Genomic DNA, 19,016 nt, shown 5'->3' on the forward strand with positions numbered 1-19,016 from the left:
CGGCGGAGGACCTGGCAAAGGTCCTCCCCGCCGACGCGGGGGTGTTCCGCAGCAGCGCTGACCCGGCCCTGCCCGTCGTCCGTCCTCCCCGCCGACGCGGGGGTGTTCCGCCACACACGGCCACACGGACGGCCCCACCGCCGTCCTCCCCGCCGACGCGGGGGTGTTCCGCCGTTGAGCGTGGACAGGGCCAGCAGGAGGACGTCCTCCCCGCCGACGCGGGGGTGTTCCGCCTTCAGCAGCGCCTGCAGCGCGACAGCGTAGTCGCGGCGGTAGGCCACGTCGTAGTCCTCCCCGCCGACGCGGGGGTGTTCCGGTGCCGGTGACGGTGATGGTGGTGGCGCCTGCGTCCTCCCCGCCGACGCGGGGGTGTTCCGGCAGCGAGCAGGTCGTCGAAGCGAAGCAGAAGGTCCTCCCCGCCGACGCGGGGGTGTTCCGACACGACCCGGGGCCGCGCTGAGGCGCTCGTCGTCCTCCCCGCCGACGCGGGGGTGTTCCGCCGTGGCCGAGTTTGGGGAGTGCGTCGCGGAGGTCCTCCCCGCCGACGCGGGGGTGTTCCGACCTTCTTCCGCTTCTGTGCGGCCTCCAGGGCGTCCTCCCCGCCGACGCGGGGGTGTTCCGCCGATGTAGGAGCCCAGGAAGGACTGGATCTGGTCCTCCCCGCCGACGCGGGGGTGTTCCGCCCGACGAGCGCCGGCACGTCCACGCCATCACGTCCTCCCCGCCGACGCGGGGGTGTTCCGGACAAGCTGAACGAGTTGAAGTCGGCTGCCTCGTCCTCCCCGCCGACGCGGGGGTGTTCCGTCCGCGAGGAGCAGGAGCCGCTCCATGGCGGAGTCCTCCCCGCCGACGCGGGGGTGTTCCGGTACCCGTGCGCAGGTGGACGCAGAGTTTGAAGTCCTCCCCGCCGACGCGGGGGTGTTCCGGCCGAGCGGTGTGGAAGACCGCCCGGCCCGAGGTCCTCCCCGCCGACGCGGGGGTGTTCCGTGGGCGGTGTACTCGTCTTCGTCGTAGACGTAGTCCTCCCCGCCGACGCGGGGGTGTTCCGCTCCCCGAGTCGCCCCGCCACCCGAGATGACCGTCCTCCCCGCCGACGCGGGGGTGTTCCGACCGGATCGTCCTCACGGGGGCGGGCGGCGAAGTCCTCCCCGCCGACGCGGGGGTGTTCCGCCCTCGCGGAGGCCCTCGACAAGGTTGCCGATGTCCTGCCCGCCGACGCGGGGGTGTTCCGGTGCTGCGCATCCGGCCGCCCCGGTGGGGCCGGTCCTCCCCGCCGACGCGGGGGTGTTCCGTGCCCGAGGGCCCTCACCGCGAGGAACGCGGCGTCCTCCCCGCCGACGCGGGGGTGTTCCGACGGCGGGGTGATCCGCGTGGACAACGCCGGAGTCCTCCCCGCCGACGCGGGGGTGTTCCGTCGATCGGGGTCTTCGGGGCGGGCATCTGGCCGTCCTCCCCGCCGACGCGGGGGTGTTCCGCTTGAGGACGGTCGTCCAGCCCGAGCCGACGAGTCCTCCCCGCCGACGCGGGGGTGTTCCAGGTGGCGATGATCGCGTCCTGCCGTTCCCGCGTGTCCTCCCCGCCGACGCGGGGGTGTTCCGGAGTTCGGCGACCTGCCGCCGCTGTACTGGCAGTCCTCCCCGCCGACGCGGGGGTGTTCCGTATCTCGACGCCAACGGGCCCGAGCCTGCCGCGTCCTCCCCGCCGACGCGGGGGTGTTCCGTACGGCTTCGGGTCCTGCTTCACCCACACCTCGTCCTCCCCGCCGACGCGGGGGTGTTCCGACGTAGTCGTCGCCCAGGTCACCGCACATGGCGTCCTCCCCGCCGACGCGGGGGTGTTCCGGCTGCGCCCTCGACGAGGTCACCGACTGGCGCGTCCTCCCCGCCGACGCGGGGGTGTTCCGGTGCAGCCGGGCGAGCCTCCCCGGCAGGTCCAGTCCTCCCCGCCGACGCGGGGGTGTTCCGCTCCAGGCCGTGCGGAAGAACTACCCGACGACGTCCTCCCCGCCGACGCGGGGGTGTTCCGACGGCGCAGGGCGGGAACGTCGCCCCGTTCGAGTCCTCCCCGCCGACGCGGGGGTGTTCCGATCCTCGACAGGCTGCTGTCCGGGCTCCTTGAGTCCTCCCCGCCGACGCGGGGGTGTTCCGCCTGCCTCGCCGACGCCCTGGAGCGTGAGGGCGTCGGTTGCGTCCTGGGAAGTGGTGTACGGCTTCCCACCTGATCCGGGTCTTTGGCCTGGCGTCGGAGTGAGGGCCCGGATATGAGAACGGCCACCGGCTGATCTTCGAGATGTCGAAGCTCGAAGGAGATCAGCACGATGACCGCACCGGACAGTCTGCCCCTGCACGCCCTCGCCGAGGAGAACCTTGCCGCGGCGAGTCCCGATCTGCTGCGCGCGATGATCAAGACGTTCGCCGACGCCCTCATGTCTGCCGAGGCTGACGCCCTCTGCAACGCCGAATACGGCCAGGTCAGCGACGAGAGAGTCAACCACCGTAACGGCTATCGCCCACGCAAGTGGGACACCCGCGCCGGGTCGAGAAGCTCGCCGAGTCCCTCGGGGTGACGCAGTTGTCGAAGTCCCAGGACAGCGCGATGGCCAAGCACCTGGACGAGCAGGTCACCGCCTTCCGCAACCGGCCCCTGGACGCCGGCCCGTACTCGTTCGTCTGGGTCGACGCGCTCACCCAGAAGGTCCGCGAGGGCGGCCGCATCATCAACGTCCACGCGCTGATCGCGGTCGGCGTCAACGCCGACGGCCACCGCGAGACCCTCGGCCTGGACGTCGCCACCGCCGAGGACGGCGCCGGCTGGCTGGCCTTCCTGCGTTCCCTGATCGCCCGCGGCCTGTCCGGCGTCCAGCTCGTCATCTCGGCAAGGCTGTAGCGGCCGTCTCGGAGTGTAGTGAGGCGCTGGAGGCTGGCAGCCCATGCGGCCGTGGCCCGTACGCGGGCGGCAGCGGCAATCCGCCAGGTGGGGCCGCACTGACCACAAGATCGCCATCTGCGCCCGGCTGGCGCGACGTACCGTCAAGATTCGGGAGAGCGTCAGCGACGCGCTGACCGGGCGGCAGCCCATAACGTGTCCAGGCCTGCCATCACCAGCGCCGGACACCGGACACCGGACCATCATCCACGGAGCCCCGCCCCGCGCGGGGCGGCGGCCATTCCGGGGCTCGCCAAGATGTAGGTTCCGGGTCCGGGCGTCGGAGGCCACTGTTTTGACCAGCGGGTTTCCGGCTGGTCCCGTTCTGTATCGTCGGGTCGCTGTCCCGCCCCGATGTCGGTTTCCTCGGGGCGGGAGCTCGATGCGGCGGAGCAGCGGGCGTTTCACCTGCGGTTTCCGGGTGCGGTGTCGTCCGACACCGCACCGACATCGGAACCGGGATTCCGACACGGCAAACGGGATCCACACAAGAGGAATGTCCACAACCATTAGGTAGCGCGACGCGTATACCATGCGGGATACTGCGGGTATGGCTGAAACCACTGTCAAGGTCGACACGAGCACCAGGGACACCCTGCAGGGCCTCGCCGCTGCCGAAGGTCTGTCTGTGAAGGCCTACCTGGCCAAGGTGGCGGGGGAGAAGGAGCAGGAGCGAGCCCTGCAGACAGCGACCGCCGCTTTCCGCCGCGCGATCAGCGAGCCCGGCGTGATGGACGCCTTCGATGCCGAGTTCGGCGGGCTGCCGCCCGTCGCTCACGACACCTCGCGGGCGGCCTGACCTGTGCCTCCTGTCGTGTACGTCGACTACCGGTGGTTCCTCGAGCGCCAGGAAGAGATCCTCCGGAACGACCTGACCGTCAACGACTTCTCTGTGCTCGTTGGCATGGCCCAGCGCCACCGAGTCGACCCGCCCCGGCACGATCAGCACCATCCCGACGCTTTCTGGCGGGCTGCGGTCATGTTGGAGGAGTGCGTGCTGCTGCGCCCACTCCCGGCCCGCAACGAGGTGTACGGATATGGCGTCGCAATCGCCTACCTCGAGGCCTCCGGAGAACGCGTGGACACGAAGTTCGAGCTCTGGCGGGAACTGATCTACGACATCCGGGGCTTGCGGCTGGACTCGTACGGCATTGCCGAGAGGCTGCGTTCCTGGCGCCAGGCCTGATCCTGGCCGGTGCTCCGTCCTCCACGGAGAATCGACGGTTGCTCGCTCGGCGGACCGGGCCACGTGCGTAACCCCACATCGACCCATCTGTGGAAAGCCCGCGGAGTCAGCCAACGCACGTTGCTGGCCCTGGCGTTCTTCGCCCGCGCCTCGGGAATCGCGATCACCTCGCCGTGCCGGCCGACCGCCGATCGCATGACCACCGGGCTCACCGCGATGTGTCCGTGGGCCGTCGCCCACCCGTAGAGGCGGGTGACCGCCGCGAGGCCCCGGTTCCACCGGTCCGGACCCACCTTGTTCGGGTTTCTCGGAGACCGGGTCCGCCAGTCCTCGAAATCCCAGAGATCGTCTGCCGTGGCCTGGGTCCAGACCTTGCCCCGGGCCCACAAAAAGTTGAACAGCACGCAGTAGTCCGTCGCATAGTTCCGCTTCGTCTCCGGCTCCAACCGCGCGAACGACGACCGGCAGAGGTACGTGCCCAGCAACTCGTCGATCCGGCAGTCCGGCGACAACAAGATCGGGTCTCCCGGATGGATCCCCATGCGCTCCTCCCTTTCCGACAAGTCCGTCCAGTCCGCCAACTCCGGCACGCGATCGGGTTCGACGACCCGCTTGTCCGGCACCCAGTACACACGCCAACCAGGCACGTTCACCCCTGTTAGATCCGCTTCAACACGTAGATCCAACAGGGAAGACGTCCACTACGAGCAGCTTGTGCGCCAGGCGCGCGAGCTGCACGAGGATCCGACGGTGTACGCCGGACGCGTCTTGGCCCAGGAACTCGACAAGGCGCGGTTCCTCGGAGGCAGTGCTCTCTTCCTCAGCACGCCCGGTGTCCGGCGAGGAGTTCGCCAGCCGGTTCGGCCCGCAGCCCGGCGCGGCCGCGTCCGCGGCGTAGGGCGGGCAGCGACGTAGTGGATCTCTTGGTAGTGCCGTCCTAGCCCGGCACCGGCGAGACCCTAAGCTCCGTCCGGTGGAGACGTTGCTGATCATCACGGCTGCCGCCTTGTGGGGCTGCGGCGCGGGCGTACTCATATCCCGTCCCGCGTACCGGTTCTCCGTGCCGCCCGGGGGGCCCTGGCGATCGGCCTGCCCTGCCGGCCATCCCCTCACCGGAATCGGCAACGGCTGGCTGGGGCGTGCTCGCTGCGCCGCCGGGCACGCCTACGGGCCGAGCACGTTCTCCGTCGTGTCCGTCACGGCCGTGGTCTGCGCGCTGCTGGCAGCCGTCACCGGAGCCCGCCCCGAGCTGGTGGTCTGGCTGCTGCTCGCCCCGGCCGCCGTGCTGCTCGCCACCGTCGACTTCGCGGCGCATCGGCTGCCCGACGTGCTCACCCTGCCGCTCGCTGCGGCCGCGCTCGCCTTGCTTGGCGTCGCCGCGGTGCTGCCCCGCGCCGGCGGCAGCTGGACGGCCGCGTTGCTCGGCTCCCTCATCCTGGGGGCCCGCTACTTCGTGCTCTTCCTGCTCAGCAAGGGCTTCGGGTTCGGCGACGTAAAACTCGCCCTCGTCCTGGGCGCTGTCTTGGGCTGGTACGGCTGGCCGATCGTCCTGGTCGGGACGTTCGCTGGGTACCTGTTCGGCGCGCTGTACGGGATCGGCCTGATGCTCGCGGGCCGGGCCGACCGTACGAGCAGGATCCCGTTCGGCCCGTTCCTGCTCGCCGGGACGCTGGCCGGCGTGCTCCTGGGCTCCCACGCCTCCTGAACCCCGGCTCCTGGAGCCAAGGGGCCGCTGGAACGGGTGTTTTGTACTGATGGTGCACAGGGCCGGCTTCGTGCTGACTAGCCTGGGATCGCGCCGTCGCGGGCGGCTGCACGGTGAGAGGAAGTCGATGACCGATCAGACAACCAGGTCTCATGCCAAGGCGGACCCCAGCACCCTGACGTTGGAATTCCGGCATGTCCACCGGCTTATCGATCCCTCCGCGGAGGGCGAGCAGACCTGGCAGATCTCCCTCCTCGCCGACGACGAGACGGTGGCCCGTGTGCGTGCGACGCGCGGCCTGTACTGGAAGGCCCACAACCTTCACGAGCGCATCGCCGACGAGCAGTCCTTCCCCGCAGTGGTGGCGGAACAACTCTTCGACACCCAAGGCCAGTTCACTCCGGAGTACGAGAACTTCGTCGACCTGCCAGGCAACGTCCTCGTGGTCGACGACCTCCACATCGCCGCGCCCTGGGATGACCCCTGGATCGTCGCCGGGCTGACCTCCAGCATCATCGACCGGCTGACCGACAACCAGTACGCGGTGGTCCTCCCCCGTGTCTCCGGCGACACGGAGACGGCCCTCCTCACGGAGGCCGCCGTCCTGCTGAGCGCCGAACCGTTCTCCGACGAACTGCTGATCATCGACACGTCGCTCGCCGCCCCCGAAGAGGCCGCGCACCGTGTCCGCGCGCAGCTGCGCTCCCGCGCCCGCTACGGCGGAGCCGATCCCTTCAGCGAAGACTGGGACGAAGAGGACGACGAAGGGGAGGAGGTCCTCACTGCGCGCACGCGAGCGGTGCTGCACCTGGCCCTTCAACAGCTGTCGGACCAGGCGTGGCAGGAGGTGTCCACGCTGGGGGACCAGCCGGTCCAGCGGAGCGCGGGCGGCCTCTTCGGTTCGCTGCCGCGGGTGACCTGGAACCAAGGCGGCCCCTGGCGGCGGCAGATGGCCCAGGCCTTCGACGACCTGGCCGCCGACTGCTCGTCCAACGCCGAGGTCGAACCGCGCAGCACCGGAGAGGAGATGGCCCTGCACCTCGGCATCGCCCGCGCCCAGGACTTGACGCGCAACCGGCCGCGGCTCGTGTCCGAAGCCGTGGCGGCCCTGCCCGAAGACCGCCGGGATTTCGACTGGGATGCCTGCGCCGATGACCTTTTCCAGGATCACGACGTGTTGATGCTGTTCGACAACACCCTCGACGGGATCGAGGACCCGAGCAACGGCATCCATCAGGCCATGGGCATGGTCAACCTCGCCCCGAACGAGTGGTTCGCCCCGTTCGACTCCGACCAGGGTCGCGACCCCGATCGCGGCTTCCGGAACCCGTGACCGCAGCCCGCTGCCGAGTGGGCCGTACGTCGTGGCATGGGCCGGGACCGGAGCCAGGGGCGGCCGCAGGTCACTGAGTGGAATGCCACCAGCTGCGCAGGGGCGCGGCACCCGCGCCTTTGGCGAGGGAACCGTCGGGGTTGCGGTCGGGCATGCCGACGAGCTGCCGCTCGATCGGGCTGAGGGCGGGATCGGCGAGCAGGTCGGTGGCTGGGTCGTCGACCGGGTGGAGCCACCGGTAGCCGTACTGGAGCATCAGGGCGATGCGGGGACGGCCCGAGAGGTTGATGCCGCTGGCGTGCCAGGTGCGGTTCTCGAACAGCACGGCGTCGCCGTCCTTGAGGTCGGGCGTGAGCGCCCCGACGGGATCGGCCGCGCCGTCGGGGATGCCGGGTTCCTCGGTGAGGAGGTGGCTGCCCGGCAGGAACATGGTGAGCCCGCAGTCGCCGGTGATGGGGTGAGGTAGTGGGCGACCTTGATGGCCATGCGCGGCGTGTGGTCGAAACCGAGGTCGGCGGTCACGCCGTACATGTCTCGGTGCCATCCGGGGCGTTCGGGGGTGCGGATGGTGCGCGGCGGGCCGGAGGGCAGGGCGATCAGGTGGGCGGAGAGCAGGTGCAGGTTGGGGCTCAGCAGGCCGACGACGGTCGGGAGGGTGCGGGGGTTGGCCAGCAGGGGCAGGAAGGCGCGATGGAGGTTGAGGCAGCCGCGGAAGCCGTCTTTGCCGTCGCCTCCTTGGTCGCGGCCGCGGGTGATGTCGCTGGAGAGGAGCTGCTCGGCGGCGTTCAGCAGACTCGTGCGGAGAGCTGGGTCGATGGCCTGGCGGATGACGGCGTAGCCGTCGCGGTCGAAGGCGTTGAGGATGGCCGGGTCGGGCTGGCGGGGCGGGGTGAGGTTGGTGGTCATGATGCGGTGGCCTCCGTCGGAAGCAGGGTGTGGGTGGCGAGCTGCCACAGGCTGTCGTCGTCGAGGCGGCAGTGGGTCAGGAGTTGTGCCTGGGTGAGGGGGCGGCCGGGGTCGCGGTAGCCGAGCACGGTGAGGCGGGCGCCGGGATGGCGGGTGCCGAGCAGGGCGTGGACGTCGGATGGGTAGCCGGTGGTGGCCAGGATGACGGGCGCGCGGGTGCCGAAGTGTTCGGTGAAGGCCTTTTCGGTCAGGGCGAGGGGGCGGGTGCCGGCTTCGGCCAGGGCGGTGAGGTCGTGTATGTGGACGTAGCGCAGCCGCAGGTGCGGGTGTTCGGTGCGCAGGCGGCGGGCGAGGGTGGTGAGCCGTTCGGCGGGCAGGTCGCCGGCGGAGGCCAGGACGAGGTCGGGCTCGCCGGGGTCGGGGTGGCTCAGGTGCGGCCAGCGGGCGATGCCGTGGCGCAGTTCCTCGTCGAGGGTGTCCAGGGGGTGCTGGGGTGTGGGGTGTTTGCCGGCGATGACGAGGGTGCAGCGCTCGAGCTTGCGCAGGGCGAAGGTGAGGGCCGCGGCTGTGCGGGCGGGGTCGGCGGGGGTGAGGACGTGGACGGTGGGGTCGCCGGTGGCCAGCAGGGCGGAGGTGAGGGCGGGGTTTTGGTGGGTGTAGGTGTTGTGCCAGCCGAGGCTGGTGAGCAGGTGCACGATGCTGGGCAGCGGGCCGAGCTGGGCATGGCGGCGCAGGGCCCGGTGCTTGAGCTGCTGCTGGATGAGGCTCGCCGTGATGGGGGCGAACGCCTCGTAGCCGACGATGAGGGCGTCCCGGCCGGTCTCGGTGTAGCCCTGGGCCCAGGCGTGGCAGATCTCCTCGCTGAGGATCTCGACGACCCACGGGAGGGGCTGCCCGTGTTCGTTGGTCAGGTCGATGCGGTTGGAGGCGAGTTCGTCGGGGCTGAACACTCGGAACGGGCCCTGGCCGGCGCGGGCGCGGAGTACCGCCGGGATGGCTTGCGGGAAGGGGCGGTTGGTCGCTGCTTCGGCGACGTGGGTGCTGGCCGCGATGCAGCCGCGCGGCGGCTCGAGCACCCTCTGCTGGGCGGGGACGGTGGGCAGGGCGGCCAGCAGCAGGGTGCGCGGGCGGCCGTCGGGGGTCAGCAGCCGCCCGGGCCGGTAGGAGGTGAGCCACCGCTCCAGAGCGGTGAACTCCTCCGGGCATTGCGCCGGTCGCGCCAGCGGCGTCTTGTGGACGGCCGGGGTCCCGGCGATCGGGCGGCCCGCGACGTGAGTGGGAGCGCCGTGGCCCTTGCCGAGGGTCAGGACGAGAACGCTGGCCGGGCCGGGTGTGCCGAGCGGGCGGGCGGCCTCAAGAGCGTCGGTGAGGGCGCGGCGAAGGTCAGCGATGCTGTGGCCGTCGCTGTAGAAGGGCCGGTGGCCGAGGCCGGTGAAGTAGGCGTCGAGTTGGGGGCGGGTGAGCGTGGACAGCAGGCTCGGGCCGCCCATCTTCTGTCCGTTGAGGAGGACGACGGGCAGGACGGTGCCGTGGCGGCCTGTGCCGGCCAGGGCGCGGGCGGCGAGCCAGGCGGCGGCGGTGGTGCCGGTCTCGCATTCGCCGTCGCCGATCAGCGCTACGGCCAGGCGGTGGGGGGCGTCCAGGACGCTGCCCTGGGCGATGGCGAGAGCGGGGCCGAGCTGCCCGCCGGTGTGCGGTTGGCCGGGGATGAGGGGGGTGATCTCGCCGCCGAGGTCGGTGGGGAATCCGGTCACGAGCGTGTACAGGCCTTCGGCGCTGTGGGCGAGTTCGGGGTGGGCGGCGCCGAGGCGGCCGGTGAGATAGGCGTGGGCCAGTGCCGACGGTCCGGCGTGGCCGGCGCCATGCAGGACGAGGACGTCGTGGGTGTCGGGCACCGTCTTCTGCAGGGGACCGAGGGCGGCGAGGACGCGGTTGACGGGCGGGCACACGCCCCAGTGCCCGGCCGGGCGGGGCTTGATGTCGGCCCGGGTGAGGGGACGCTCGAGAAGCGGGTTGTCCCGCAGGTAGAGCTGGGCGAGGCACAGATAGTCCAGGGCGTCGGCGACGGCGGCCACCGAGGTGTCGGGAACGGTCTGTGCCGTGGCACGGGCCAGGTCAGCCCACATCGGATGCTCCCTCGGTCAGGGCCGCGGCGATGGCCCGGGGATGGACGGTTCCTTCGCGGTGCAGGCGGGCGCTCTGGCCGTGGGGGCAGTCGACGATCGTCATGTGCCGGCCGTGCGGGCAGATCCCGCCGTCGACGACGGCGGCAATGTGGCCCCCGGTCTGCGCGTTGAACGCGGCGACGTGGTCGGCGGTGAGCGCGGGGTGGTCGTCGGCCGTCGCGGCCGGGGTGGAGATGCTGCATGCGGCCGCGGACAGCGGCTCGCCGGTCAGGCGGAGCAGCTGTCCGAGGATGCCGTCGGGGCAGCCGACGAGTGCGGGGGCGCCGATGGCGGGCAGCCGGGCCGCGTCCGCCCGCCACGGCAGGCGCAGTGCCACCTCGCCCGGCCATAGGTGCTGGGCGAGGGCGCACGCATCCCTGCTGAACAGGAAGCGCGCCTGGGCGGTGGGTAGGGCATCGAGGAGGAGCAGCAGCGGCTTGTGCTCGGGGCGCTGCTTGATGCGCAGGATGGTCGCGGCCGCTGCCGGATCGGCGGCGCGGGCGGCCAGCATGTACCAGCGCGGGGTGGGCACGGCCACCACGGCGCCGCTGGTGAGCAGTTCGGCTGCCGTGTCGAGCTGGGTGGTGGTCAGGATGTCCATCAGGGCTCCCGCTCGGCTTTCGGCGTCAGGAGCCGGGGTGGGTTTCGGCGGCCAGGGCGGCGAGCCCGGGATACTCCAGCCACGGATCGGTGAGGGCGGCCTCGGCGAGGCGGGCATGGTCGGCGTGCCGGATGCGGAAGTAGGCCATCACCCGGGGCACCGGGCTGGTGTTGATGCCGACGCGGTGCGGCACGAGGTGGTGCATCACGATGACGTCGCCGGGTCGGGCGGTCAGCGCGGTGCCCTCCTGGCGGGCGATCTCGTCCGGGGTCTGCGCTGCCTGCCCGCGTGTCCATTCCTCGGCGAAGTAGCGGGCCATGCGCTGGTGGCCGCCGGGCAGATAGTGCAGGGCGCCGGCCTCGCCGGTGGCGCTGCCGGACAGGACGACGCCGGCGATCAGGGTGAAGGTGTTGAGGTCCTCGGGATGCAGGTGGGGGCACGAAACTCCGTCGACGTGCATCGCTTTGACCGGCTGCTCGGCGCCGTCCGGTAAGCGGATCTGGATCTGTGCCGTGGTGACGGGGATGGCGGGAGCGGGATGGAGTAGCTGGGTGACGAGCTCGTGCAGCCCGCCGTCGTGAAACAGGCCGAGCAGGTCCGGATGGCTGGCGAGGTCGGGGGCGAAGGTCTGGTTGGTGTACGCGGTCAGCCGGGTGGGGTCGTAGTGCTCGCGCATCCAGGTGTCGACGAGATGGGCGGCGGGCTGCAGGAGCTCGTCGGGAATCATCCCGCGGCGTATCAGGACGCCATCGGCGACGAAGGCGTGCAGTTCGTTGAGGGTGACCGGGGCGGGAATCGGCATGGCGAACCTCCGGGAAGCGAGTCGAGGAGGGCGGGGACGGCGGGTCCCCGCCCGTAGGCGTTGCAGGGTCAGGGACGGCGCGCGATCAGGACGTCGAAGCGCGCGTGCTCGATCAGGCCGCCCGCGTCGGTGTGTTCGCTCAGCAGGGCGAGGGCACGCTCCTCGAACTCCTGCAGTCGGTCACCGAACAGGGGACGGGAGGCGAAGGACGTCGAGTACAGGTAGCCGATGACCGTCTGCGGGGTCCAGGGCCGCTCGACGTCGATGGCGTGCTCCTCGATGTGGGCGAACGCGGACTCGGCGAGGATCTCCCGGTAGGGACGGTCGTGCGCCGCGTACGTCTTGTCCTTGCCCGCCCGGCGTGCGGTGCCGGTGTATTCCTGGATGAGGGACCGTAGGGCGTCCGTCCATGCCGAGCGGGCCGTCCAGAGGCTGCCGTCTCCCATGACGACGACGGCGGCGTCCTTGGCCGTGCAGCCATCGAGGAGCGACAGTACCGCCGGCTGGTCCATCCAGTGGAAGGCGCGGCAGACGGTGACCATGTCGGCCGCCCAGTCGGCGTGGGGCGGGACGAACTGCTCGGCTGGTTTGTTGTGCAGACGGATCGTCGTGTCGGGCAGGCCGGCCAGAGCCTTGTCGGCTTCCGCCAGCATGCCGGGGTCCCGTTCGACGACGTCGATCTCGGCGAAGGCCTCATGCAGGGCGGCGGGCACCTGCCCCGTTCCCGATCCGAGGTCGAGGAGCACCGGGTGCTGCTTGCCAGCGACCGTCTGGCTGAGCAGGCGGACGGCAGCCGCGGGGATACCGGGCCGGTAGGTGGCGTAGTAGGGGGCGGTGTCAGCGAACTCGCTCATGATGTTCTCCTCGTGGTGGTGGGCGAGGCCTTAGATGGCCTGCTCGATGTGGGTGACCGCCGTGTCCAGGTCGGGAACGGTGCGCACCCGTCCGGGATGGGCGGCCAGCAGCCGCCGGGCCTCGGGGCCTGGGGTAGCTGAAGTGATCCACAGCGCTTGTGCGCCGGCAGCGAGAGCGCCTTGCACGTCGCAGGCGAAGTTGTCGCCTACGTGCAGGACCTCGGACGCCGGAACGCCATGGAGGGCGGCCACCGTTAGTACAGCCTGCGGATCGGGCTTGGCGAATCCGAGTCGCCAGGACGGGTAGTGGCCGGCGAGATGCGGTGCCAGTAGCGCCGCCAGGTCGCAATCATTTTCGTCCCAGTATGTGACGTTCGACAGGGTGACCACCGGCACGCGGCGCGCGATCCGGGCGACCGCATCGCGGGCGCCGGGCCACAGGGTGAAGGGCTCGGGCCGGTGCTCGTAGGGGAACGCGGCCGGATCCACCTCCAGGGCCTGGCAGAGCGTCCGGATCGCGGCGGTGTCCTCGGGAGGGACGTGGTGCAGGTGTTGCTGAACCAGCTGCTTCGCCTGCTCTTGGGGCAAGGGGGAGAGCGCGGCCAGCCGCTGGGTGAGCGTGGTCCCGGTGGGGGCGCCGAGGGTGTAGCCGACGTCCAGGCTCACCAGCCGCACGCGGTTCGCGTTCACCGCGCCTCCGCAAGGGCCGTGATGATCGCGTTGATCCGCTGCTCTCGCACCGGGCTGCCCTCCCGGGCTTCGGCGAGGAAGGTCAGCAACTGGCGGGCCTCCGGCTCGCTCCATGCGCCCGTGTCGATGCCCGCCGCCGCGGCGGCCAGGGCAAGGTCCTCGGGGATCAGGGGCGGCCGCCATCCGTGCGGCAGCATCAGGGTGCCGGTGAAGGCCTGCCCGTCGTGGGCTGCGGGCAGGTCCTGGCCGGGCAGCGGGGACAGGACGGTGACGTCGTCGAAGGTGAGGATCCGTACCTGCAGGCGGTGCGGCACCGGGGCGTCGCCGAGGACGAGCGTCGCGGTGAGGAAGGTGGCGTGGCCCGTCAGCCGCTCATCGAGGACGAACAGATGCGTGCGGCCGCGGCGTTCCTGCTGCGTGCCGGTAACCGGCAAGTCGCCGGTGCTGGCCGGTGCCATCAGCAGCGCACCTCCAGCCCCAGCCCCGGGCTCTCGGGCAGGGCGGCCCAGCCGTCTTCCGGCACGACCGTGCCCGACAGAACTTGCTGCCGCTTCGGCTCCCAGACCACCTGGTACTCCACCGGCCCGGCCAGGTACGGGAAGGCCGCGGCGACGTGCAGGGCGGGCAGGAACGCCCGACCGTGCAGGTGGACCGGCGCGCCGGCCTGCTCGGCCAGCGCCATCCAGGTGCAGGCTTCGGTGATACCTCCGCACCACGCCACATCGAAGTTGAACGCGGCCGGCCCGAGCTCCAGCAGTTCCCGGGTGTGGGCCGCGTCGCTGACGCGTTCGCCGAATGCAACTGGAAGCGGGCACTGTGCGCGCAGTTCGCGGTAGGCGGTCCGCTCGGTACGCGGCAGAGGATCCTCGACCCACCGAACGGCGCCCGGCGGCAGCAGGGACGCCAGGCCGGCCGCGATCTCCACGTCCCAGGTGCCCAGCGCGTCCAGCGCGACAGGGGCGTTCGCCCAGGAGGCGGCGCGGCCGGCCAGCGCGGCCATCTGCTGCACGTTCTGGCTCCGGCGCATCGACCATTTGGTGAACGCGAATCCCTGGACGGCGGTGCTGCGTACGGCCTCGGCGGCACCATCGTGCTCGAGATCCAGGGAGAGCCATGATCCGTACACCGGCACGCGGGATGCCGGGGTCTCAGTCAGCAGGGCGGCCACGGGCAAGCCGGTGAGCTTTCCGTGCAGATCCCACACCGCGCAGTCCACCGCGCCCGCCGCCCAGCGGCCCAGGCCCGCCCCGTGCGGGCCAAGTCGGGCCAGCAGCCGCGCAAGGAGCCCGGCGTGGTCCGACACCCGGCAGCCGATGACGGTGCGGCCCAGACCGGCGGCGACCAGCGCAGCTGGCATCTCATCCACCGGCCCGAAGACGCCGGTCATCCCGGCCGCCCTGGCGACGACCGCATGCCGGCTGTCGCCCTCCTGGAACGGGCCGGTCACCGATTCGGGCAGACACACGACGCGCACGTCGTCGATGACGACGTCAGCCGCGCGCATCGAGCAGTTCCTGGCCCGCGTAGGTGAAGTACCACAGCGGCCGGTAGCACTCCCAGCCCACCGGCCGCAGTCCGGTCGGCGCCATGGCCTGCTCAATCGCCTGTCGGGCGGCCAGGTAGTAGTCGAGGGTCTCGGCTCCCGCCACCCGCAGGCCGGCCATCAGCGGGGTGTGGGCCTGGAACACCTGGAAGTTCGGGAAACAGGTCGACACCTCCGCCATCGCCCCGATGCCTTCGACCATGCGGTCCATGGGGTCCAGGCCGACGATGTACGTGTAGGACGTGTCCAGTCCGCGGGCCAGCGCGCGGGCCAGCAGATCCGGCATCTGCTCCGGCAGCAGGCTGGCCTTGGTGTCCTTGAGCATCACCGGGCGGCGGGTGAAGCACTCCGCGGTCAGACGGAGCACGAACGGGGTGACCTGCTCGGCCAGGGCGTCGAAGGCCGCGTCCGTGCGCAGCACGGAGGTCAGGAACCCGATCCTGGCCGTGACGCCGGCGCGGGTCAGCGCGGCGCGCAGAGAGACCAGGTGGGACAGGGCGGCTTCCTCCCGCTCGAAACAGCCGGTCGAGACGGTGACTTCCGTCAGTTCGGAAAGGTCGTGGCGGGGGTGCTGCTCGACGAGGGCTAGGAGCTGTCTTCAAATGTCACGCCCACATCAGGAGCGAGGCGAGGGTGACGGCTGCCTCGTAGGACTCGGCGGTCTTGTCGTAGCGGGTCGCAATGCCGCGCCACTGCTTGAGCCGGTTGAAGCACCGTTCCACGACGTTGCGCCGCTTGTAGAGCTGCTTGTCGAAGCTTGGCGGGCGCCCGCCCCTGCTGCCGCGCCGGAGCCGGTTGCGGACCTGGTCGGCCCGCTCGGGGATGGTATGGCCGATGCCGCGACGCCGCAGCCAGGTACGTATCGCTCGGGAGCTGTAGCCCTTGTCGCCCAGCACGTGAGCGGGCCGCACCCGGGGCCGCCCCGGCCCGAGTCGGGGCACCCGGATCGCCTCCATCACGGCGGTGAACTGCGTGCAGTCGTTGGTGTTCCCGCCCGTGAGGGTGAAGGCGAGCGGACGCCCGAAAGCGTCGCAGGCCAGGTGAATCTTGCTGGTTAGGCCACCCCGCGAGCGTCCGAGGCAGGGGCTGCGGCGCCCCCTTTTCGGGCCCCGGCGGCATGCTGGTGGGCACGTACGACGGTGGAGTCGACCGACACCAGCCACTCGATGTCCCCTGCCGCATCCGCCCGTGCCTGCGCGGCACGGAGCATCCGTTCGAAGGTGCCGTCCAGAGCCCACCGGCGAAAGCGGGTGTGCAGCGACTGCCACGGCCCATACCGCTCAGGCACGTCCCGCCAGGCCGTGCCGGTGCGGAACTTCCACACGATCCCGTTGAGCACCCTTCGATCGTCCAACCGCTTCCGCCCCCGCAAGGACGCAGGCAGCAGCGGCCGAACGAACTCCCACTCCTCATCGGACAGTTCATGGCGACGTATCACCCGACCATGATCCACCACTCAAGATCAATTGAAGACACGACCTAAGGGCTGTCCCGTAACTGCTGCTTGCCACCGGCGCTGCGCCTTTCCCCGTGCTGGGTTCCCTTGAGCGCGGGGACGTTGTCAGTGGGCGAGGGCACACTGACGTGCATGATCACCTCTTCATCCACCGCAGACGATGCCTCCGGCTCCTCCCTTGTCTGGGTGGAGTCGATGGGCGGCCCTTTGATCGTCGTTCCCGTCTCCGCCCTGGCCTTCTGGGGCGGGTGTACGGAGAGTGGACTTATGGCGGGAGACGCCACCGCCGCAGACGACTACGACCGGGCCTGCGCGGTGGACGATCTGGCTGGTGTGATCCCCCTCGACGAGAACGGTGTCCAGGCACTGGTGCTGGCGGACGAGCCGGCGACCAGCTGCTATCTGCCCCAGCACCGAGTGTTCCTGCGGTGGCGCGCCGCCGAAACCGAGGCCGGATTGAGAGCCGCGGCGGACACTGTGCTTGTAGACCCGGCCACAGTGTGGGAGGAGTGCGGCACCTGGGTATCGGACGGTCCGGCCGTGCTCATGGACTCCGCCGAAGCGGGTTCCGACCTGGGCGTTGAGTACCCCCACGGCGGGATGCCCGCCCAGGCACCGGTCCCACTGCCCGCCGGCCGCTGGAGGGTCCGCGCCGCCCAGACCAAGGTGGACGAGGAGAACTGGGTCGGCCTGGTCCAGCTCCTGCCCGCCGAATCCTGAACGCCGGGTGCGGTCAGTCGCGGCGCGCAAGGTCGTGCAGATGGGCGATGCCGAGCATCGCGTGGTGCACACCATCGCCTGAGGCGGCCGTCGCGCAGGATCTTCCAGGTCTTCAACCGGGCGAAAGCATGCTCGACCCGAGCGCTGACCATGCGGTGAGATGCTGTCGTAGCGGACGGCAGCCCAGCGCATGAACTCCAGGCTGTTAGCGTTGTTTTTTCCGCGAGAACTACCGGGACCCCTCCCAGGTACGCGAGTCTCAGCAGCACGACCGATCATCATGCCGCGCCAACGGGCGCCGCGCGATACCGGCGACTCGATCGGCCTCAGCCAACGCCGAAACCCGATCCCACCTGCGTGGATGAGTACTCGGCAAGGGCACCGTCCCGTGCTGCTCCGGGAACACGGCCACGGGAGGAGGATTGGGGGGCGCTCCTGACTGAGGTCTCCCGGCCGTCAGGCGCGCAGCAGGGTGACGGTGCGCCCGGAGGGCGTGGTCTGCTGCGAGAAGGCGGTGCGCTCGTGGACCGGGGCTGCCTGCGGGCGGGTGTCGAAGACGACGAGGGTGCCCGTGGGCAGCTCCATGCGGTCCAGGTAGTCGTCCAACTGCGCCAGCCCTTCGGCGAGGGGGTCGGTGCGGCCCTGGCGCCACACCTTAAGCTCCAGCGCCTCGCGCTGCACCGTCCGCGAACCGTCGGCAGCGGTGTAGGGCTGACGGATCAGCAGGTCGACCCGGCGGCGGCCGACCCCGTACTCACGGTCGATGAAGCCCGCCCCGTTCACGATCCGGTGCAGGTAGGCCATCATCACCAGCTGCGCCGCGGCCTCGGGGTAGGTCGAGGCGGTGGCCAGGATTTCGCCGTTCTCCCGCCAGAACTCCGCGAACGAATGCAACAGCTTGTCCATGTCGATCCGGCCGTCCGGCAACCGGAAGCTGCTTGGGGCGTCGACGACCTGGCTCTCCGTGTTGTTTCCCAGGACGCGGACGATGACTTCCTTGTAGATCGGGTTGGCCACCCTCACCGGCGTGTCCGGGGCGACAAGGCCCAGGTCGCGCACGTAGGCCAGGTCGTCGTCGTAGGTGTCCGTCGGCAGCAGCAGCTCACCGGCGATCAACGGCTGGATGATCCGGCGCACCCGGTCCTCGCCCAGGCGCGCGGCCAGCGAGTCCAGATGCGTCGCCCGGGCCAGGATCAGCCGCTCCTTCGCCTCGTCCACGTGCTCGGCCGTGACCGGCTCTGACAGCGGAACCCGCATCCGACTGGTGATCTCATAAGCCAGCGCGTTGACCAGCCAGGGCTGGCCCTGCGTGCACCAAAAGGCGCGCCGGACCGCGTCCAGGGTGAACTCCTGACCGGTCTCCGTGATGTGCTGCCCGTACAGCTCGGCGACCTCGGCCTCGGTGAAGTCACCCAACCGCAGCGAAGCGACCTTGATGTTGAACGGACTCGACGTCCCCAGCCTGCCCGCATCCCCGCCCGAGGCCGCCTTGTAGTCACGCACGTCCCGCAGCCCGCACAACGCCACCGCGTGCGGGAACTGATCGCGTACGTCGGTATAGCCGTCCCGCAGCTGACGGAGCACACTGCGCAGACTCTGCCCCTGCAGCGCGTCAATCTCGTCGAAGACCAGCACCAGCGGACGCGGACAGCTCCGCGCCCACTCCATCAGTCCCCGCTTGAGCCGGGCCCCAGGCGCGTCATCCGGCCACGGGCTCGGGGGAGCCAGCTCGTCCGGCAGCCCGGCCGCCTCGGCGGACTGCCGGATCGCGCTCAGCACCAGCAGCTCCGCCCGCTCGATGTCCTGATCCGCGGCCTCGGCCATCTCGCAGGAGAAACGCAGCGCCGCGTACCGGCCCGAGGCCGTCAGGTCCCGGGCCATCGCCGCCAGCGCCGTGGTCTTGCCGGTCTGCCGGGGCGCGTGCACCACGAAGTACTGGCCTTGGTCCACGATCTCGCGGGCCTGCGGCAGCCGCTCCTGGGCCGACAGCATGTAGTGGCGCGTGGGGAGGCACGGCCCTGCCGTGTTGAAGTAGCGCACGGCACCCACGCTATCCGACAGCACCGACAACCTTCAGGCGCGTGGGACGTCGGAGGTCTGCCACGGCGGAGCTGTCGCGGATCCACGGCT

At 70.9% G+C, this 19,016-nt stretch carries 17 protein-coding genes, 2 pseudogenes and 1 CRISPR repeat array (1 of these 20 running past the window's edge); of the genes and pseudogenes, 6 read left to right on the top strand and 13 right to left on the bottom strand.

Annotated features, from left to right (window positions below):
• A CRISPR array of direct repeats spans nt 1-2,147; the repeat unit is 29 nt; unit sequence GTCCTCCCCGCCGACGCGGGGGTGTTCCG (it extends 773 nt beyond the left edge of the window).
• A gap of 170 nt (nt 2,148-2,317) precedes the next feature.
• The 3 genes and pseudogenes from ACSLTV_RS33240 to ACSLTV_RS33250 all read left to right on the top strand — a co-directional run.
• Nucleotides 2,318-2,874: pseudogene (locus tag ACSLTV_RS33240) on the top strand (transposase); the annotation flags it as partial.
• 601 nt (nt 2,875-3,475) lie between these two features.
• The gene (locus tag ACSLTV_RS33245; protein ID WP_358868805.1) at nt 3,476-3,724 is read left to right on the top strand and encodes an antitoxin MazE7; all 249 of its coding nucleotides are present in this window, start codon (nt 3,476-3,478) and stop codon (nt 3,722-3,724) included.
• Nucleotides 3,725-3,727: 3 nt separating this feature from the next.
• Nucleotides 3,728-4,111, top strand: a complete 384-nt coding sequence (locus tag ACSLTV_RS33250; protein WP_432158752.1) for a toxin Doc — start codon at nt 3,728-3,730, stop codon at nt 4,109-4,111.
• On the opposite strand, the gene ACSLTV_RS33255 is transcribed toward ACSLTV_RS33250, so the two are convergent.
• The gene (locus ACSLTV_RS33255) at nt 4,039-4,743 is read right to left on the bottom strand and encodes a hypothetical protein (protein WP_435613475.1); all 705 of its coding nucleotides are present in this window, start codon (nt 4,741-4,743) and stop codon (nt 4,039-4,041) included. The genes ACSLTV_RS33250 and ACSLTV_RS33255 overlap by 73 nt on opposite strands.
• 341 nt (nt 4,744-5,084) lie before the next feature.
• Here ACSLTV_RS33255 and ACSLTV_RS33260 point away from each other — a divergent pair, with 341 nt between their 5' ends.
• Nucleotides 5,085-5,816, top strand: coding sequence for a prepilin peptidase (locus ACSLTV_RS33260; protein WP_435613476.1), 732 nt, complete (start codon nt 5,085-5,087; stop codon nt 5,814-5,816).
• A 127-nt stretch (nt 5,817-5,943) separates the two neighbouring features.
• On the top strand, nt 5,944-7,149 hold the full coding sequence (locus ACSLTV_RS33265) for a hypothetical protein (protein WP_432158749.1): 1,206 nt from the start codon (nt 5,944-5,946) through the stop codon (nt 7,147-7,149).
• A 70-nt stretch (nt 7,150-7,219) separates the two neighbouring features.
• Here ACSLTV_RS33265 and ACSLTV_RS33270 read toward each other — a convergent pair whose 3' ends face one another.
• The 10 genes from ACSLTV_RS33270 to ACSLTV_RS33315 all read right to left on the bottom strand — a co-directional run bounded on the left by ACSLTV_RS33270 (nt 7,220) and on the right by ACSLTV_RS33315 (nt 16,145).
• A complete protein-coding gene (locus ACSLTV_RS33270; protein WP_435613477.1) occupies nt 7,220-7,693 on the bottom strand; it encodes a phytanoyl-CoA dioxygenase family protein in 474 nt (157 codons plus the stop codon).
• Between the two features lie 358 nt (nt 7,694-8,051).
• A complete protein-coding gene (locus ACSLTV_RS33275; RefSeq protein WP_435613478.1) occupies nt 8,052-10,181 on the bottom strand; it encodes a phosphoketolase in 2,130 nt (709 codons plus the stop codon).
• Nucleotides 10,171-10,821: an L-threonylcarbamoyladenylate synthase gene (locus tag ACSLTV_RS33280; RefSeq protein ID WP_319274996.1), complete on the bottom strand. Its 651-nt coding sequence runs from the start codon at nt 10,819-10,821 to the stop codon at nt 10,171-10,173. Before ACSLTV_RS33280 ends, ACSLTV_RS33275 begins: the two co-directional genes overlap by 11 nt.
• A gap of 25 nt (nt 10,822-10,846) precedes the next feature.
• A complete protein-coding gene (locus ACSLTV_RS33285; protein WP_435613479.1) occupies nt 10,847-11,623 on the bottom strand; it encodes a phytanoyl-CoA dioxygenase family protein in 777 nt (258 codons plus the stop codon).
• A gap of 68 nt (nt 11,624-11,691) precedes the next feature.
• Nucleotides 11,692-12,477 (bottom strand): class I SAM-dependent methyltransferase, encoded by a 786-nt coding sequence (locus ACSLTV_RS33290; RefSeq protein ID WP_435613480.1) that lies wholly within the window; start codon nt 12,475-12,477, stop codon nt 11,692-11,694.
• Between the two features lie 30 nt (nt 12,478-12,507).
• Nucleotides 12,508-13,167 carry an HAD family hydrolase gene (locus tag ACSLTV_RS33295; RefSeq protein ID WP_435613481.1) on the bottom strand — a complete coding sequence of 220 codons (660 nt, stop codon included), beginning with the start codon at nt 13,165-13,167 and terminating at the stop codon, nt 12,508-12,510.
• Nucleotides 13,164-13,625 (bottom strand): hypothetical protein, encoded by a 462-nt coding sequence (locus tag ACSLTV_RS33300; protein WP_435613482.1) that lies wholly within the window; start codon nt 13,623-13,625, stop codon nt 13,164-13,166. Before ACSLTV_RS33300 ends, ACSLTV_RS33295 begins: the two co-directional genes overlap by 4 nt.
• Entirely contained in the window at nt 13,625-14,671 is a 1,047-nt protein-coding gene (locus ACSLTV_RS33305) for an enolase C-terminal domain-like protein (RefSeq protein ID WP_435613483.1), read from the bottom strand. Before ACSLTV_RS33305 ends, ACSLTV_RS33300 begins: the two co-directional genes overlap by 1 nt.
• Nucleotides 14,658-15,131, bottom strand: a complete 474-nt coding sequence (locus ACSLTV_RS33310; protein ID WP_435613484.1) for a hypothetical protein — start codon at nt 15,129-15,131, stop codon at nt 14,658-14,660. The genes ACSLTV_RS33305 and ACSLTV_RS33310 overlap by 14 nt, the downstream gene beginning before the upstream one ends.
• 184 nt (nt 15,132-15,315) lie before the next feature.
• Nucleotides 15,316-16,145 (bottom strand): IS5 family transposase gene (locus ACSLTV_RS33315; protein ID WP_370466146.1). Its coding sequence is split into 2 segments (ribosomal slippage): nt 15,316-15,809 and nt 15,809-16,145, totalling 831 coding nucleotides; the frame shifts between segments, so codons are not numbered across the junction.
• 153 nt (nt 16,146-16,298) lie between these two features.
• On the opposite strand from ACSLTV_RS33315, the gene ACSLTV_RS33320 reads away from it, so the two are divergent.
• A complete protein-coding gene (locus ACSLTV_RS33320) occupies nt 16,299-16,886 on the top strand; it encodes an Imm21 family immunity protein (protein ID WP_435613485.1) in 588 nt (195 codons plus the stop codon).
• A 13-nt stretch (nt 16,887-16,899) separates the two neighbouring features.
• Here ACSLTV_RS33320 and ACSLTV_RS33325 read toward each other — a convergent pair.
• Together ACSLTV_RS33325 and ACSLTV_RS33330 are read right to left on the bottom strand one after the other, a co-directional pair.
• Nucleotides 16,900-17,047, bottom strand: a pseudogene (locus ACSLTV_RS33325) (IS5/IS1182 family transposase); the annotation flags it as partial.
• A gap of 295 nt (nt 17,048-17,342) precedes the next feature.
• Complete coding sequence (locus ACSLTV_RS33330) at nt 17,343-18,926, bottom strand: ATP-binding protein (RefSeq protein ID WP_432158337.1); 1,584 nt, start codon at nt 18,924-18,926, stop codon at nt 17,343-17,345.
• Nucleotides 18,927-19,016: the final 90 nt, after the last annotated feature.

Origin of the sequence: Streptomyces sp. bgisy159, from assembly GCF_965341775.1 — a bacterium.
In the GTDB taxonomy this organism is placed as follows: domain Bacteria; phylum Actinomycetota; class Actinomycetes; order Streptomycetales; family Streptomycetaceae; genus Streptomyces.

Coding starts and splice junctions, on each gene's coding strand:
- ACSLTV_RS33280 (WP_319274996.1), bottom strand. CDS start 10,821: ATGGACATCCTGACCACCACCCAGCTCGACACGGCAGCCGAACTGCTC.
- ACSLTV_RS33245 (WP_358868805.1), top strand. CDS start 3,476: ATGGCTGAAACCACTGTCAAGGTCGACACGAGCACCAGGGACACCCTG.
- ACSLTV_RS33265 (WP_432158749.1), top strand. CDS start 5,944: ATGACCGATCAGACAACCAGGTCTCATGCCAAGGCGGACCCCAGCACC.
- ACSLTV_RS33300 (WP_435613482.1), bottom strand. CDS start 13,625: ATGGCACCGGCCAGCACCGGCGACTTGCCGGTTACCGGCACGCAGCAG.
- ACSLTV_RS33275 (WP_435613478.1), bottom strand. CDS start 10,181: ATGTGGGCTGACCTGGCCCGTGCCACGGCACAGACCGTTCCCGACACC.
- ACSLTV_RS33305 (WP_435613483.1), bottom strand. CDS start 14,671: ATGCGCGCGGCTGACGTCGTCATCGACGACGTGCGCGTCGTGTGTCTG.
- ACSLTV_RS33320 (WP_435613485.1), top strand. CDS start 16,299: ATGATCACCTCTTCATCCACCGCAGACGATGCCTCCGGCTCCTCCCTT.
- ACSLTV_RS33285 (WP_435613479.1), bottom strand. CDS start 11,623: ATGCCGATTCCCGCCCCGGTCACCCTCAACGAACTGCACGCCTTCGTC.
- ACSLTV_RS33270 (WP_435613477.1), bottom strand. CDS start 7,693: ATGGCACCGAGACATGTACGGCGTGACCGCCGACCTCGGTTTCGACCA.
- ACSLTV_RS33290 (WP_435613480.1), bottom strand. CDS start 12,477: ATGAGCGAGTTCGCTGACACCGCCCCCTACTACGCCACCTACCGGCCC.